We start from the raw sequence: 16159 nt of genomic DNA, 5'->3' as shown, positions 1-16159 counted from the left end.
GCCAATCACCCGATACCCACAGGCCGCACACATACAGGCCGCACATACAAAAGGGCAGGCGCGCGGCCTGCCCTTTTCTTCGGGGTCTCATCTCTTGGGAGGAGAGCTAAGTGAGCCCCCGGACTTTCCTTGCGGCGATTATTTCGCAGCAGCAGCTTTTTTCGCAGCGGTGGAGACCTCTTCGGTGGCCTTCTTCACAGCAGCGGTTGCTTCCTCGGACATGTCCTTGCCAGCCGCCATCAGCAGCTCAACGGTGTCCATCTGAACTTTTTTGGCAACTTCAGCAAAGGCCGCCATGTTCTCAGCCGCAACTTCAGCAGAAGCGGATGCGAAATCGGTTGCCGCTTTGGCGTAATCCGCAGGCTCTGCCTTCGCTTTGGAGATTTCACCCATTTTGGTCAGGGTGTCTTTGGTCCATTTGGAGGAGATTTCTGCATTCTTCTCAGCGGCTTGCAGCGCAACGGAAGACAGCTTTTCGTTCAAAGCTGCGGTGTTCTTGAAGAAATCTTCCATCGCGGATGTGTCAACCGGGAAGGATGCCATCATGTCTTTCATCATAGCGGAAAAATCTTGGGTCTTGGCCATGGTACTCATTCCTTAGTTTACGTGTCCCCGGCCACGAGCCGGTGGGGTCCCGAGCGGGCCACTCCCGCCGTTGCCCACAATATGCATGCCGCAGTGCAGCATTTCAAGAGATTTTTGCTGCGTTGCAGAAAATTCATCCTGTTTTTACGAAACTGCCATCTGAAGTGCACGCCTTCTGTCCCCACCTGTCCCCATAGGGGACAGCCTGCACTCATCTGCAGTCTTGGCCCAAATCAGAGCGGCTTATCCCGAATGTACGTGATGCCGCATGTGCGCAATTGCGCCCCTGCCCACGCCCTCAGATTGCCCTCAGACCACGCTCTGGTCCGAGAGCGATTTATGCGCCAAGGCGGCGATCAGATCGGTGCCCGTCACAATGCCCACCAGACGCTCTTCGTCCAGCACAGGCACCGCATCGACCTCCCCGTCCGCCATCATCGGCAACAGCTGCGCGACCGGCGCATCCGGGCTTACATAGGGGCTGGAAGCATCCATGATATCCGCCGCCCGCAAACGCCCCGTTCGCCCCGTTCGCCCCCCTGCCAGCAGATGCCGCAGCGCCGCGATATACCCGCCCTCCAGCGCCAGCGCCTCGCCCCGCGCTCGGGTGATCAGATGCAACTGAAAGATCACTCCCAGATACCGCTCCCCCTCGCCAACCACCGGGATCGAAGTAATCCGGTGCTGTGCAAACAGATCCGCCACCTCAGAAAGCCGCGCGCCGGGGGAGACTGTGATCAGGTCACGCGACATCAGATCCCGCGCCGCAATCGCGCCGCTGTCATGGGTTGCGGCCTGCAATTCCGCCGCACTGATCAGCCGCGCCAGATCCTCCACCCCGAGGTTAAAGCTCTGCCGATAACGGTCCAGAAGCGCGCTCAGTTCGTCTTGCGAGAGGCCAAGCCGCTCTTGTGCGGGACGATCCCGGGTGCCCTGCGGGCTTGGGTCATCGAACTGGCGAAACGGGTAGCGCCGCCCGGTCAGCCGCGCATAGGCCGCAGCCAGGATCACCAATGCGACCGTCCCCACGGCCACCGGCGCCAACGCAAACCCAAAGCCCAGCCGCTCCACCGCCTCCGGGCTCATGGCGGCGGTCATCGCAACTGCGCCCGCAGGGGGATGCACCGCGCGGCACAGCATGGTTGCCGCAATCGCCAGCCCCACCGCCAAGGCTACCCGCAAGGCCGGGTCCGCCACGCTCAGACAGACGGCAACCCCCACCAGTGCGGCAACCGTATTGCCCACAATGGCCGACCACGGCTGCGCCAGCGGGCTGTTGGGCACCGCAAACAGCAATACCGAACTGGCCCCAAACGGGGCCACCAGATACAGCCCCAGTTGCAGATCCACCGCAGGTGACAGCAGCAACAAACCGATCAGCGCCAGCGCCACCACCGCGCCCGCCCCCGCCCGCAGCGCCTCTGTCGCAGGCACCCGCGCCACCGCCGGGCCAAGGGATCGAAAAAACTGCTGCATAGGCTTGGCTCCTGCGGCGCGCGGCCTACCATCCGCCAGAGGGGCACAGACCCTCTGACCCACCGCAGGCCTGCGGGGTCAATACTTTAGCGCAAAGTTTCACCCTCGGAGGTGAAATGCAATCACCCGCCGCTATTGACCCGAATAGGGGGCAAAGCTGGTGCGATCCGCATCCGTGCGCGCCGGACGCCCCGACATGGGAAAGGCCCGCTGTGGACAGGCCGGGCGGTCACAGACCTTGCACCCCGCTCCGATGGGGGTCGCCAGATCCGGATTGCGCAGATCGACACCGCGCGCATAGACCAGCCGCTCCGCATGGGCCAGATCGCAGCCCAGCGCCACCGCGAACCGTTTGACTGGCGCTCCAAAGCCACCGGTGCCATGGCTCACCGTGCGCGCGATCCACAGGTAGCTGCGCCCATCCGGCATCTGCGCCACCTGCGTCAGCACCTCGCCGGGGCGGGAAAACGCCTCATAGACGTTCCACAGCGGACAGGAGCCGCCAATGCGCGAGAAATGAAAATCGGTGGCCGATTGCCGCTTGGAGATATTGCCCGCCCGGTCCACGCGGATAAAGAAGAACGGTACCCCCCGCGCCTCAGGCCGCTGCAAGGTCGACAGGCGGTGGCAAGTGGTTTCAAACCCCACGCCAAAGCGATGCGCCAGACGCTCGATGTCATAGCCTTCGCTCTCTGCCGCCTCCAGAAAGCTGCGATAGGGCAGGATCACCGCACCGGCAAAATAATTGGCAAGGCCAATGCGCAGCAGCGTGCGGGCATCCTCTCCGGCAAGGCCCGCGCCATCCGCAAGCTGCGCGATCACGTCGCCCTGCTCCAGAAATGCCAGTTGCGTGGCCATCTGAAACGCCCGCTGCCCCGGTGTCAGCCGCGACGACAGATGCAGCACCCCGGCACTATCGTCAAAGCGACGCAGGGCGCTGGTGTCGTCATCCATCGACACCCGAATCCCATGCCGCCCCGCAAGCCGCTCGTTCAGCCCCTCTGCCATTCGCCCGGCGCGAATGCCCTGCCCCAGCGCCTCGCCCGCCTCATCAAGCGCTGCGATATAGTTGCGGTTGTGGTAGAAATAGTCGCGCACCGCCTCAAAAGGCGCAGGCTCCGCGCCCGTCTCGCCGCTCAGACGCCCGGCCATCAGATCGACCTGTTCAGAGGTATCCCGCAGCCGGTTTTGCATGCTGATGATCGCCTGCGCGATGCCCGGCATATTGGCCGCAATCTCCCGAACCTCCGCCAGCGAGGCCGCTGCGCCCTGATCCGCCAGCGCGGCCCGCAAATCCGGGATCAGCCGGGCTTCTTCCGCCTCGGAGAACAGCTGCACATCCAGACCAAAAACCGCGTTGAGCCGCAACAACACCGGCACCGTCAGTGGCCGCTGATTGCGTTCCATCTGGTTCAGATAGCTCGGGCTCAACTCCAGCGTCCGGGCCAGCGCGGCTTGGGTCATACCCCGCTCCTCGCGCAGCCGTCTGAGGCGTACTCCCATATAGGCTTTCTTCACACCATCACCTTCGCAAAATTCGCAAAATCCAATGCCACCCTTCGCACGATTACGCATTTTCAGTAGTTTAGCCTATGTGTGCGGTTGTGAAAAGGTGGTGTTGCGAAACTTGCGAAGGCCCGGACGGCATGACCCAGCCCCCCTCAATCACCACCTCGGAACTGATCCTGCCGGATCAGGCCAACCACTACGGAACCCTGTTTGGTGGTCACGCGCTGCGGCTTCTGGCCAGTGCAGCCTTTGCCGCCGCCTACGCCACAACCGGGGGCGCCGTGGTCATGGCGGCGGTGGAGCGGGTGGATTTTGCCAGCCCGGTGCCCGTGGGCAGCCTGCTCGGTCTTGCCGCCCACGTGCTTGAGATCAGGCACAGCTCCATGACCATCACCGTCACCGGCACGCTCGGCGCAGAACACGTGCTGACGGCGCGGTTTGTGATGGTCGCCGTCGATGCCGAGGGCCGCCCCCGCCACATCCCTTCACCCTCCAAAAAGGAAGCGTAGTCATGAAGACGCATGAAGTTCGGACCTATAAATCCGCCGAGGATTTGCCCCGCGAAAACCAACTGGCCTGGAAAATTGCCGAAGTGGCCGCCGATCCGGTCGCGGTGGATGCTGATGTGACCGACATGATTATCAACCGGGTGATCGACAATGCCGCGGTCGCCGCAGCCTCAGTCGCCCGCCGCCCCGTCGCATCTGCCCGTGCCCAGGCCCTGAGCCATCCGATGTCCCCCGGCGCAACCGTTTTTGGCGTCGACAGCGCGCAGCGTGTCAGCCCCGAATGGGCCGCCTACGCCAATGGCACCGCCGTGCGCGAATTAGACTTTCACGACACGTTTCTGGCCGCAGACTACTCCCACCCCGGCGACAACATCCCGCCGATCCTCGCCGTGGCCCAGCATTGCGGTCTGTCTGGCGCGGATCTGATCCGGGGGCTTGCCACCGGCTATGAGATCCAGGTGAACCTCGTCAAAGGCATCTGCCTGCATGAGCATAAGATCGACCATATCGCCCATCTCGGCCCCTCGGCGGCGGCGGGCATCGGCACCTTGCTGAACCTGCCCACAGAAACGATCTATCAGGCGGTGCAGCAGGCCCTGCATGTGACCACCACCACCCGCCAGAGCCGCAAGGGAGAGATCTCCTCGTGGAAAGCCTTCGCCCCGGCCTTTGCCGGCAAAATGGCGATCGAAGCGGTGGACCGCGTGATGCGAGGCGAAGGCGCGCCAAGCCCGGCCTGGGAAGGCGAAGATGGCTTTATCGCCTGGCTCCTCTCCGGCCCCGAAGCGGTCTACCATGTGCCCCTGCCCACCTCTGGCGAGGCCAAACGCGCCATACTGGACACCTACACCAAGGAGCATTCCGCCGAGTATCAGTCGCAGGCGCTGATTGATCTGGCCCGTCGCATGGGGCCAAAGGTCGGTGATCTCTCTCAGGTCAAATCCATCCTGATCGAGACCTCGCATCACACCCACTATGTGATCGGCACCGGTGCCAATGACCCGCAAAAGATGGACCCCCACGCAAGCCGCGAGACGCTTGATCACTCCATCATGTATATCTTCGCGGTCGCGCTCGAAGATGGTGGTTGGCACCATGAGGCCAGCTACACCCCCGCCCGCGCCCAGCGCCCGGAAACCAAGGCGCTCTGGCACAAGATCACCACCAAGGAAGACCCCGAATGGACCCGCCGCTACCACGCGCGCGATCCCAAGGAAAAAGCCTTTGGTGGCAAGGTCACGATCACGATGCAGGACGGCTCCACCGTGGTGGACGAACTGGCGCTTGCGGATGCCCATCCCGATGGTGCGCGCCCCTTCAAGCGCGAACATTACGTCAAAAAATTCCTGACCCTCTCAGAAGGCGTGCTGAGCGTGGATGCGCAAAAACGTTTCCTGAACGCGGCGGAAGGGCTGGCGGATCTCAAGGCAGGCACGCTGGACGCACTCAATTTCACGGTCGACGCCGCGCGCCTTGGCGCACCGCGCCCGACTGGCATTTTCGACCGGAGCTGAGGAGGACAGACCATGACCCCCCCCACCAGAAAACCAAAGAAATCCGTGGCGCTTTCGGGCGTCACCGCAGGCAATACCGCGCTCTGCTCTGTCGGACAAAGCGGCAATGACCTGCATTATCGTGGCTATGACATTCTCGATCTGGCCGAGGCCTGCAGCTTTGAGGAAGTGGCGCATCTGCTGATCCACGGGCATTTGCCTTCGGACGCCGAACTGACCAGCTATCGCCACAAGCTGCGCGGCTTGCGTGGCCTGCCGCGCGCGGTGCGCGACACGCTGGAAGCCATCCCGGCAGCGGCGCATCCGATGGATGTGCTGCGCTCGGGCGTCTCGGCGCTGGGCTGCGCGCTGCCAGAGGCCAGCGATCACAACCTTGCCGGGGCGCGCGACATCACCGACCGGCTGATCGCAGCGCAGGGCTCCATGCTGCTCTACTGGTATCACTTCGCCCAGAACGGTCGCCGCATCGAGGTGGAGACCGACGACGACAGTATCGCCGCCCACTTCCTGCATCTGTTGCATGGGGCGCGCGCGACCGAGGCGCAGATCCGCGCCATGGACACCACGCTCAATCTCTATGCCGAGCATGAATTCAACGCCTCCACCTTTACCGCGCGCTCCATCGCCGGAACCGGCTCGGACGTCTATTCGGCTGTGACTGGCGCGATTGGAGCCTTGCGCGGTCCCAAACACGGCGGCGCCAATGAGGTGGCGTTTGAAACCCAGCGCCGATACAGCGACCCCGACGCGGCCGAGGCCGACATTCGCGCCCGCGTCGCCGCGCGCGAGGTCATCATCGGCTTTGGCCATCCGGTCTATACCATCTCAGATCCGCGCAACGTGGTCATCAAACGGGTGGCGCAGCAGCTCGCGCGCGAGGCCGGGTCGCTCAAGATGTTCGCCATTGCCGAGCGGATCGAACACGTGATGATGGAGGCCAAACAGATGTTTCCAAACCTCGATTGGTATTCTGCGGTCTCTTATCACCTGCTTGGGGTGCCCACCGCGATGTTCACCCCGATCTTTGTGATTTCACGCACCGCAGGCTGGGGCGCGCATGTGATCGAACAGCGCGAGGACAATAAGATCATCCGCCCCTCTGCCCATTACACCGGGCCTGACAATCGGGCGTTTGTGCCGCTTGCACAGCGCGGCCAGATCCTCGCGGCAGCGGCGGAGTAGACCCATGACCTATCTCAATGCTGACACCCTGCCCCAACAAAGCGCAGGCCGCCGTTTTCGCGCCTTGATGGATCAACCGGGCATCCTGCGCCTGCCCGGTGCCCATAATGGGCAGGCCGCCCTACAGGCCCGCGCCGCCGGATTTGACGGGCTGTATCTCTCTGGTGCCGCAATGACCGCCTCTATGGGGGTGCCCGATCTTGGCATTATCACTGTGGATGAGGTCAGTTTCTTTATTCGCCAGATCGCGCGGGCCTCGGGTCTGCCGCTCTTGGTGGATGGCGACACCGGCTATGGAGAGGCCCTGAACGCCATGCATATGGTGCGCTGCTTTGAGGAAGCTGGCGCAGGCGCGGTCCACCTGGAAGATCAGATCCTGCCCAAAAAATGCGGCCATCTCAATGACAAGCGCCTGCTACCGGCCGCCGATATGGCCGCCAAGGTCGCCGCCGCCACCCGTGCCGCGCGTGATCTGGTGGTGATCGCCCGCACCGATGCCGCCGCCTCCGAAGGGGTCGAGGGCACAGTGGCGCGCTCCAAACTCTATATCGAGGCGGGGGCCGATGCGATCTTTACCGAAGCCCTCACCTCGGTTGAGATGTTTCGCGAGATACGCGCCGCCTTGCCGGGTGTGCGGCTGCTGGCCAATATGACAGAGTTCGGCCGCACCCCCACCCTCACCGCGCAGAAGTTTGAGGATCTGGGATATGACATGGTGATCTGGCCGGTCTCTTCGCTGCGCGTGGCGAACCGCGCCCAGCAACGGCTCTATGAGGCCTTGCAGCGCGACGGGGCCACCACCGCGCTGCTGCCCGAGATGCAAACCCGCTCAGAGCTTTACCAGACCATTGGGCTGGGAGAATTTGAGGCGCTGGACCAAAGCATTATCGCCTCTGCAGCGCCCAATTGGGCCGGTTGACGGCACCTGTCTAGCCCGCCGGTCCATCCAGCAAACACTCGGTGACCGCATCAGAGAACTGACGCGGTCGTCCCGCCATCAGAACTGCGCCGGGGTGGTTGGGGTCACGCCGCACGCCGGGCAGCCCGTGCTCCAGCAATGCCTCGGCGCAGGCGACCCAATCGCCCTCGCGGACGGGGCGGTTTTGCGAGGCCCAGCACAGGGTGCCAGAGACATCGTCGCCAAACCCGTGCTGCGCCTGCCACGACGCCCCCCGCTCCAGCAAGAACCGCGTCATCTGCGCATCGCCGCGAAACACCGCCTGATTGAGCGCACTTGCGCCCCAATCACCACCCTTCACCTCTATCGGCCAGCCCAATTCCACCATCAGCCGCACCGCCTTTGATGCACCCGCCGCCGCGAGTTCCGGCAGCAATGCCAGCTCCGCCTCCTTTAGCGCTGCAATCAACCCCGGCTCTTGGCTAAGGAGATCATGGGCAACAGCAGCCTCACCCGCAGCACAGGCCGCAAGAAACCGGTCCTGACCGGACATTGCTGTAGGACTGCCCGGTGCGCGCAGCATCTCCGCCACCTCCCGCAGACCATAGCGCAGCGCCAGCTCCCACAGGCTCTGCCCTTGCGCCGTGCGCGCAGCGGGGTCGCATCCCCCCTCCAGCAATACAGCAAAGATCTCCGGTGCGCGCCGCCGCCGGATCGCCCATGCCAGCAGGCCTGCGCCCTGCAACTCCGGCGCGCCCGGCGCAGCCTTCAACAACAGCGCCAGCGCAATGGGTGCATGAAAATCCAACACACGATAGAGCGCATTGGTGCCGGTAACCCGCGCTCCGGCCTCCAGCAACAGGCGCAGGCAGTCCACATTCTCCACCGCGTGATAAAGCGATTCGCCATCATTGGGATCAGCGCCCGCCGCCAACAGCAGCCGCACCGCCTCCGGGTCACGGATCACCCCGGCAGCCCCATAAAGCGGTGACAGCGGTGTGGTCTCATCCGGCGCGTGCAACGACGCCGGGGGCCAGCGGCTTGCCACACTTGCGCTGACGTCCGCTCCGGCCTCCAGCAGCAGCCGGATCACCTCCAGCACAGCGGCGCGGTGTTCGTGTTGGCCAAGCAGACCGGAATGACAGGCCGCCATCAAAGGCGTCAGCATCAGGGGCCCGCCCGGCTGGTTGATCCAATCGATGCCCCTCTGCAGGGCGGCCCGCACCGGCTCCACCGCCCCCGCACCGGCTGCTGTCACCACGCAGCCCTGGGTGATCTCGGGGTGACGCTCAAGAACCTGCGCCGCTGCGCGCGGCTGCGCGCCATCCATATGGCCGCTCAGATCCCCACCATAGGCGCGCTGCGCGAACAGCAGCCGCAGCGCAGGCACATCACTTGCCCGCAGCCGTAACAGTTCCACCATGGCACGCAGATCGGCCCATGAGGCATAGCCATACGCGCGCGCAATGCAGGACTGCGCATCCGCCAGCCGCAAACCTGCGGCCATCAAATCCGCATCACTTGCGCCGCGCGCCACAGGCAGATGCCGCCGGAACTGGTCCATCGCCTCGGGCTGGTGCCTGCGATAGGCTGCAAGCAGATCCTTGGCCTGACGTTTCAGATGATCAAGATTGGGAGTCTCGGGAAGAGAGTTCATAAAAAACCTCCGTGCGCATATCACGCCGATGACCCGCAAATTCGGCTGCACAAAGGTTGAAAACCTTAGGTTAGATCTCTCAAGAGGGCTCAGCCCTTCCCGCGGGTCCGGAAGCGGCTTGACCCGCTGCCTGTTCCTTCGTGCAATCTGCGCAAGCTGTCAAGGTGCGGGGCGGCACAGAGAAGAACAGGCAAGAACGGGGCCGCTGTTGCGCAGGCCGCGCACGCCCCTCTCACCAGAGGTTAAACCCAGCCTGTCATACTGAAGGCGTCGCGACATCGGGCGGCGGGCTGACACCCCGCTGCCACAGGAGAACAGGCCCCAGAGACCACCCCTTCATTGGGTGCAGGGGATCAGGCTTGATGCGGTGAGTGCCGCACCACCTCTCCGCCTCCCCGGGGATCATATCTCTGGTGGCGGCGCCGCCATTCGCTCTTTTGTGCCATGCAGAGGCTGACCAGACTGCAGCATTATATAGATCCGCTACAGGACATGACGCCCCCCGCGCTCTCGCAGGTCGGGCGCTTTGGGCGTGCCATAGGCGCGCTCACGATTGTTTCAGAAATCCGACGTAGTGCCGCAGTCTTCGGCCCGCTAAGGTACAGGAAATGGCCGCCCCATATGTATTTCGCCGGAGCCCCAATGCCTGCCCAACAGACCTCGCTGCCCAGCCCTCCCCTTCGGCGACGCATGATCCAGACTGGCGCGCTGGCTTGTGTGCTGCTGGCGCTCACATTTCTTGCGGCCTGCGGACGCAGCCCGACCGAGCGCGAACAGATGTTTCTGGGCACCATCCATGGCGACAGTCTGGACTACAGCCGCATGCGACTGGTGGAAGGCGCCCCCTTGCGCGCGGTCACATTCCGCCGCCCCCAGCGCCCGCGTGTCACCTGCCGCGAACGCATTGTCCCGCCGCGCCCTGCAGGCGAAATGGTCACGGCCTCTCCGGCAGCGCTGGCGCTGTTCAACCGGATCTTTTTTACCCGCGACTGGTTCTTGCCCGACTACACACCGGAATACCCCGACGCCCTGCATCTGGTAGAGGCGATGCTGCTGGCGCATGAGGCCACCCATGTCTGGCAATGGCAAAACCGCAAATTGACTGGCTACACGCCGCTCAAGGCGCTGCGCGAACACAGCACCTCACCAGATCCCTATCTCTTTGATGTCAATGGTCCTGCGGATTTCCTCGCTTACGGCTACGAGCAACAAGGCACCATCGTCGAGGAATACGTCTGCTGCCGCGCCCTCGCCCCCAAAGCCGCCCGGACACGCCGCCTGCACGATATGCTCGCAAAAGTAATGCCGGTCTCAGATCTGCCCCAAAGCCGCGAACAGGATGTGTACCTGCCGTGGAAAGACGCAACAGTCAAAGGCATCTGTGACTAAGGCCTGACTTTAGGGGGCGCTGCCCCCGGCCCCTTGGGCCTCCCCCGGGATATTTTCAGTTAGAAGAATAAGAGAGGAAGCACTTTCCCCTCTTCTAACCACCAATATCCCGGAGCGCGAGGCAGAGCCTCGCTCCCACGGGGCCAGGTTCGGATACTTAGCTTTGGCGCAAAACGCCCTCTTCCAGATGCAGCACCCGGTCCATGCGGGACGCAAGCTCCAGATTATGGGTCGCGATCAACGCCGACAGGCCGGTTTCTGAGACCAGCCGCATCAACACCTCAAACACCTGATCCGAGGTCGCCGGATCAAGGTTCCCTGTCGGCTCATCCGCCAGCAGGATACGCGGGCTGTTGGCCAGCGCCCGGCAAAACGCCACCCGTTGCTGCTCGCCGCCAGAAAGCGCTGCGGGTCGATGCGCGGCGCGGTCTTTCAGCCCCACAAGCGCCAACAGTTCGGCGCCGCGCGCCTCTGCCGCGCGTTGGGACACCCCATTGGCGAGCTGGGGCAGAACGATGTTTTCCAGCGCCGTGAACTCCGGCAGCAGGTGATGGAACTGGTAGACAAAGCCCACATCCTGCCGCCGCACCCGCGTGCGCTTGCGCTCCCCCGCTCCGGTCATGTTCTGCCCGCCGATCTGCACCAGACCGCTGTCCGCCACATCCAGCAGCCCCGCGATTTGCAACAGCGTCGATTTGCCCGCACCGGAAGGGGCAACCAGCGCCACAACTTCGCCCGCGCGCAGGGTCAGGTCTGCTCCGCGCAGGACCGAGACTTCACCGGGCGTGCCCGCCAGATAGGTCTTGCTCAGCCCTTCGATCTGCAAGGTGATCTCACTCATAGCGCAGCGCCTCCACAGGGTTCAGCCGCGCCGCGCGGCGGGCCGGAAAAATGGTGACAACAAACGACAGGCCCAGCGACAGGCCAACGGCCTTGATCACATCACCCGCCCGCAGTTCAGCCGGTAGCGCGTAAATGCCCCGGATCGACGGATCCCAGACTCCGCCCCCCATGACGTAATTCACAAACGAGAAGATCGGGTCGATATAGATCGCAAAAAGACAGCCAAGGATCACCCCAAGCAAGGTGCCGATCACCCCGGTGATCGACCCGCAAATGAAAAACACCCGCATCACCGACCCTTCGCTGAGGCCGATCGTGCGCAGGATGCCGATGTCGCGGCCCTTGTTCTTCACCAGCATGATGAGGCCGGAGACGATATTCATCGTCGCGATCAGCACCAGGATCGACAGGATCACGAACATCACATTGTCCTCGACCTCCAGCGCCCGCAGGAATCCCCCCGAACTGTCACGCCAGCTCCAGACGCCATAGCTTTGCCCCGCCGCCCGCAGCAACGGCAGGATGTATTGATCCACCCGCTCGGGGTCATCAACCATCACCTCGATCTCATCTGCCGCACCTTCGCGGTTAAAGTAGCTCTGCGCCTCGGCAAAGGGCAGATAGGCGCGGGTGTTGTCGATGTCATAGCGCCCGGCGGTGAAGACATAGACCACCTCATAGGCGTTCACGCGTGGACTGGTGCCAAAGGCAGTCTTGACGCCGTTGGGCGAGATCAGCTTGACCTTGTCTCCGATGCTGAGGCCCAGGGCACGCGCGACACCCGATCCAATCGCAATTCCTTCGTCGAAACGGCCGAGATCGCCATAGGCGACGTCGCTTTGGGCAACACCCGGAATCTCGGCCAGATCCGCGGCGTGAATACCATACACCTGCACACCGGCGTTGCGGTCGCCCCGGCTCGCCATCACCTGACCTTTGATCAGCGGGGCCGCCTGCAACACGCCGGGCACTTGCCCTACCGCATCCGCCAACGCGGCATAATCGGTGATGCTTCGATCGAGCGTGCCGGCTTCAGTGACTTCGCCATGGGCGTAGACCGTGGCATGGGCGTTGGCGCCCAAAATGGTACCCACGAATTCCGACCGAAAGCCTGAGCGCACCGCCAGTGTCGCGATCAGCGCAAAGACCGCCAGCGTGATGCCGATGAGGGAAATCCAGGTCATCACCGACACGCCGCCTTCGCTGCGGCGGGCGCGCAAATAGCGCCAGGCAATCATCCATTCGAAACGGGAAAAAGGCGCAGGTGCAGCCATTTAGGCGGTCTTCCTCTTACGATGAAAATGCGGCTCTGCCAAGGCAGAGCGCGTGTCGCGCAGACCCTAGGGGCGCGAGCATGTGCGGTCAAGCAAGCCTGTCGCGGCGGCGCGCACTGCGGGCAAAGAGACGCCGCACCCCCGCCATCAGCCCCCAGATAAGACCACTGCCCAAAAGCACCCCCACCGCCGCCAGCATCATCGCATCAAGCGAGACCGGCACCGCAGGCTCAAACGCCTGAAGCGTGGCAGAGGCGATCTCACTTTCGGCAAAGCGCCCCAGATGCAGCGCGCGCTCCACCGGGGCCATGGCGCTCAACTCACGCAAGTCAGACGACAGGCGACCGTAGCGGTCGATGGTGGCCGCCATGGTTTCGGCGCGCGCGGCCCCCATCTCGCCCCCCTGAGCCAGTTGCACCAGCGCCGCATGCCGCTCCAGCCCGAGCGCCGCCGCATCGGCATCGAACTCTGCCACCGTGCGGCGCAGCGCGTCCACGTGCCCACCCAGCCGTTGCAGATAGGCCTGCGCATAGGCGGGAAACTGTGACAGGCCCACACCTGCGCCCGCCCCACCCAGCAGTGACACCATCCGCGTAATCATGCTCATCGTCCTTCTCTCACCCCTCAACGCCTATAGGCCGGCACAGGCCCAAAGGTTTCAACCCTTGACCTGAACACGCTATCAAATCGGCCAAAACCCCGCCTGTGAAGGGGGAAAGGGGGGTGCTCCCGCCCCCTTTTGGTGTTTTGCATGCGCAAAACGCCGAAAAGGCGTTGGGGGTGGCGCCGGGCCTTTGGCCCGGCGCCACCCCCAACCCGCAGGGCCCAACCGGATCAGGGCATGTTTCATGCCCGCAAGATGGGCGGGAGCTTGCCCCAGCCTGCAGAGGTTCAAATGAGTTTTCGCAAAATGCTCCACAAAAACCATAGGCCGTGGGCCGACATCCCGGAGAACGCAACCTTTTGGTAAGCGATCTGGAATCACACTCCCATAGGTAGATTGACCCCTTCACCATATCGATCAGCGACATGAGGAGATTGATATCATGACCGCAATTTTGCCGGGACAAGATCCTCGGGTCGCACAGATTTTTCAGGACATGGCCAACAACCAACGCGCCCTCAAGGATGCTGATGAGGTCGAACAGGCAGGCAAACGCGGCCAGGCGGCCATGCACACCGAATATCAGATGCGGGCAGACGACGGTCTCACCGTCAAGGAAGGCATGGGCGTCGGTGACATCAATCTCACCGCCCAGCGCTACCGCCAGCAGGCTGCGGATATGCGCGTTGCCATCGCCAAACTGCGCGATGAAGATCCCGACCACGCAGATTACGCCACCACAATCGCCATGCAGATCCTCGGGCAGGTCAGCACCGGCGACACGATGGCGGACACGATCCTGATGTCGATCGTGGGCGGTGACGCGACGGATGACACGTTCCTCAGCGCCAAATTCGCCATGCCGGATGCGGTGGGCACCGCAGGCGCGGATGAGGTCTCGGTCGACACCGAGGGTATGATCTTTGGCGTCAAAACCGGCGACGGGGCTGATGTGGTCTCGCTCAGCGGCGCGCAGGTCTTTGACGTCAGCACCGATGCCACACCCACTATTGCCGTCACGATTGCGGACAAAGACGGCTCCACCACCTGGATGAGCACGCAAACCTTTGCCAACAATGACAGGTTGACCATTCAGGCCGGAACCGCGGGGTCCATCAGCACCGGTGGCGGTGACGACAGGCTCACTATTGATGCGGATAACCTCTACAGTGTCTCCGCTGGCGATGGGAACGACAGGCTGCGGATCTCAGCCGATTATGCGCAGGGCATCAACGCCGGTGCAGGCAATGATATCATCAACTTACAGGCCACAATTGCCGAACGCATCAGCGGCGGCGACGGGGCTGATGCGATTGATGTGACGGCGGCGCGGGGCTCTGTGGATGGCGGTGAAGGCGACGACCTGATCCGCATTTCCGCAACCGAAGCGGTGACTATAAGCGGGGGACGTGGCAATGACCTGATCGAGGTGCGCAATGGCGGTGGCACCGTCACCCTGTCGCGCAAGACCGGGGACGGCGATGATATCGCCATGCTGGCACCGGGGGCGAAGCTGACCATTGCCTCTGCCGCACCCACCAGCATCACCCGCGAGGGCGACAAGCTGCTCCTGCGCTATGCCGATGGCGGCAGCCTCACCCTGAGCGGGATTGATCAGGCGGGAGAGATCTCCCTCGCCAATGCCCGCGGCGGTGATCCTGTACCGCTGCAAATCCCGCCGGCAGACGCCGATGGTGTCGATACGAGGGTCTGACATTCGGATCTGTCAGAGGCCACGGCTGCCGCGCCTTTAGATTCCCTCAAAGACATGGACCTTGGTCTACACGCAGTGGGCGCACTCGCGCCTAGGGGCGCGCGCCCTTCACCGGTGCTGCGCGCTCACTCGAACAAAGACATCTGATCTGGATGCGGCTGCGTGGGTGTCGCGGGGCTGTCCGCACGAACTGCATCAACCAACGCCCGCAGCCGCAGCAATTCGGACGAAGCGGACGTTTGCTGCAGGCGCGGCAAAAACGATTTGGGGCGGTCGCACCGCATAGAATCTGACTTTGCAAAGTTTGGTTGGGGTAGACCTCAAAAAAACACTTCGCACAGTACATTTTCTTTACCGACAAGCCTCTGCCAAGTACATTCCACCGACAGGATTACACCAGTTCAATTGTGCAGCACATGGGTTTCACTGAAATTATCAATACGGCATTGGACAGGCTTAGCTTTTCAATTGGGCTGGCCTCATGCGTTGCCAGTGGCTTCGCTGCGCTTTCTCCGTGGGTGAGCGCCAACCTTGATCCGAAGTACTTGGTGATCGCGTGGATCGTCTTTGTGTTTTCTTCCGTGTGGGTAGTTGCCGAGATCGGTCGCTGGGCGTCTGGTCGCCTGAAAAACCACAAGCGATCAATCGCTGCTGATCGGGGAAACCTCTTCAGGGATATTTACTATTTGCAGAAAAAGCAGGGGGGCCTCGGCGGTACGCAATGGGTCTTGGAACAGCCGTTCGAAGTTGCTTCTGAAATCGCCGACAAGTATGCGCGATTGAACAATCTCGGCATCAAGACACCCAATATCAATCCTGCAAACGAGGGATGGGATTTTGATCTGCACAACCAGTTTTTGACTGCATTGATGCCATTTCTTACAACCAGCCCGATGAAAGAGGTAAAGGCACAAGCCCGCAACATTCTACGGCATTTGCGGGTAACGACCGCTCCGGGCCGTGACTGAAGTGCTGCGCACGCGAAGGACCACCGATAGGGCAACG

General features: G+C 62.8%; 14 protein-coding genes. 7 read left to right on the top strand and 7 right to left on the bottom strand.

The genetic code is table 11. The annotated features are described in order from the left end of the window. Positions 1–138 precede the first annotated feature (138 nt). From K529_RS04935 to K529_RS04925, 3 genes are all read right to left on the bottom strand, one after another. Positions 139–585: a phasin family protein gene (locus tag K529_RS04935; RefSeq protein WP_005638392.1), complete on the bottom strand. Its 447-nt coding sequence runs from the start codon at positions 583–585 to the stop codon at positions 139–141. 309 nt (positions 586–894) lie between these two features. Then, the gene (locus K529_RS04930; protein ID WP_046002011.1) at positions 895–2061 is read right to left on the bottom strand and encodes an HPP family protein; all 1167 of its coding nucleotides are present in this window, start codon (positions 2059–2061) and stop codon (positions 895–897) included. Positions 2062–2193: 132 nt separating this feature from the next. Then, entirely contained in the window at positions 2194–3579 is a 1386-nt protein-coding gene (locus tag K529_RS04925) for a short-chain fatty acyl-CoA regulator family protein (protein ID WP_046002026.1), read from the bottom strand. Between the two features lie 128 nt (positions 3580–3707). On the opposite strand from K529_RS04925, the gene K529_RS04920 reads away from it, so the two are divergent. From K529_RS04920 to prpB, 4 genes are read left to right on the top strand one after another with little or no spacing between them, the layout of a single operon-like run. Then, on the top strand, positions 3708–4079 hold the full coding sequence (locus K529_RS04920) for an acyl-CoA thioesterase (RefSeq protein ID WP_046002010.1): 372 nt from the start codon (positions 3708–3710) through the stop codon (positions 4077–4079). Between the two features lie 2 nt (positions 4080–4081). Further along, the gene (locus tag K529_RS04915; RefSeq protein ID WP_046002009.1) at positions 4082–5593 is read left to right on the top strand and encodes an MmgE/PrpD family protein; all 1512 of its coding nucleotides are present in this window, start codon (positions 4082–4084) and stop codon (positions 5591–5593) included. Between the two features lie 12 nt (positions 5594–5605). Continuing rightward, positions 5606–6775 (top strand): bifunctional 2-methylcitrate synthase/citrate synthase, encoded by a 1170-nt coding sequence (gene prpC / locus K529_RS04910; protein ID WP_046002008.1) that lies wholly within the window; start codon positions 5606–5608, stop codon positions 6773–6775. 4 nt (positions 6776–6779) lie between these two features. After that, positions 6780–7694, top strand: coding sequence for a methylisocitrate lyase (gene prpB / locus K529_RS04905; protein ID WP_046002007.1), 915 nt, complete (start codon positions 6780–6782; stop codon positions 7692–7694). 10 nt (positions 7695–7704) lie between these two features. Here the strand turns inward: prpB and K529_RS04900 are convergent, their stop codons facing one another. Further along, the gene (locus K529_RS04900; protein ID WP_046002006.1) at positions 7705–9330 is read right to left on the bottom strand and encodes an ankyrin repeat domain-containing protein; all 1626 of its coding nucleotides are present in this window, start codon (positions 9328–9330) and stop codon (positions 7705–7707) included. A gap of 642 nt (positions 9331–9972) precedes the next feature. Here K529_RS04900 and K529_RS04895 point away from each other — a divergent pair. Then, positions 9973–10719, top strand: a complete 747-nt coding sequence (locus K529_RS04895; protein ID WP_406707194.1) for a hypothetical protein — start codon at positions 9973–9975, stop codon at positions 10717–10719. Between the two features lie 157 nt (positions 10720–10876). Here K529_RS04895 and K529_RS04890 read toward each other — a convergent pair whose 3' ends face one another. The 3 genes from K529_RS04890 to K529_RS04880 form a co-directional block, all read right to left on the bottom strand. Next, positions 10877–11560, bottom strand: a complete 684-nt coding sequence (locus K529_RS04890) for an ABC transporter ATP-binding protein (RefSeq protein WP_046002005.1) — start codon at positions 11558–11560, stop codon at positions 10877–10879. After that, positions 11553–12836, bottom strand: coding sequence for a lipoprotein-releasing ABC transporter permease subunit (locus K529_RS04885; RefSeq protein WP_005675184.1), 1284 nt, complete (start codon positions 12834–12836; stop codon positions 11553–11555). Before K529_RS04885 ends, K529_RS04890 begins: the two co-directional genes overlap by 8 nt. Positions 12837–12924: 88 nt before the next feature. Further along, complete coding sequence (locus K529_RS04880; protein WP_227512305.1) at positions 12925–13443, bottom strand: DUF2937 family protein; 519 nt, start codon at positions 13441–13443, stop codon at positions 12925–12927. A gap of 439 nt (positions 13444–13882) precedes the next feature. On the opposite strand from K529_RS04880, the gene K529_RS04870 reads away from it, so the two are divergent. Continuing rightward, the gene (locus tag K529_RS04870) at positions 13883–15154 is read left to right on the top strand and encodes a hypothetical protein (protein WP_005658476.1); all 1272 of its coding nucleotides are present in this window, start codon (positions 13883–13885) and stop codon (positions 15152–15154) included. 416 nt (positions 15155–15570) lie between these two features. After that, the gene (locus tag K529_RS04865) at positions 15571–16122 is read left to right on the top strand and encodes a hypothetical protein (protein ID WP_005658479.1); all 552 of its coding nucleotides are present in this window, start codon (positions 15571–15573) and stop codon (positions 16120–16122) included. Positions 16123–16159 lie beyond the last annotated feature (37 nt).

This window comes from Tritonibacter mobilis F1926, from assembly GCF_000376545.2.
Lineage (GTDB): Bacteria > Pseudomonadota > Alphaproteobacteria > Rhodobacterales > Rhodobacteraceae > Epibacterium > Epibacterium mobile.
The sequence above is the reverse complement of the archived record's forward strand: the minus strand, read 5'-3'. Positions and strand labels throughout refer to the sequence as shown.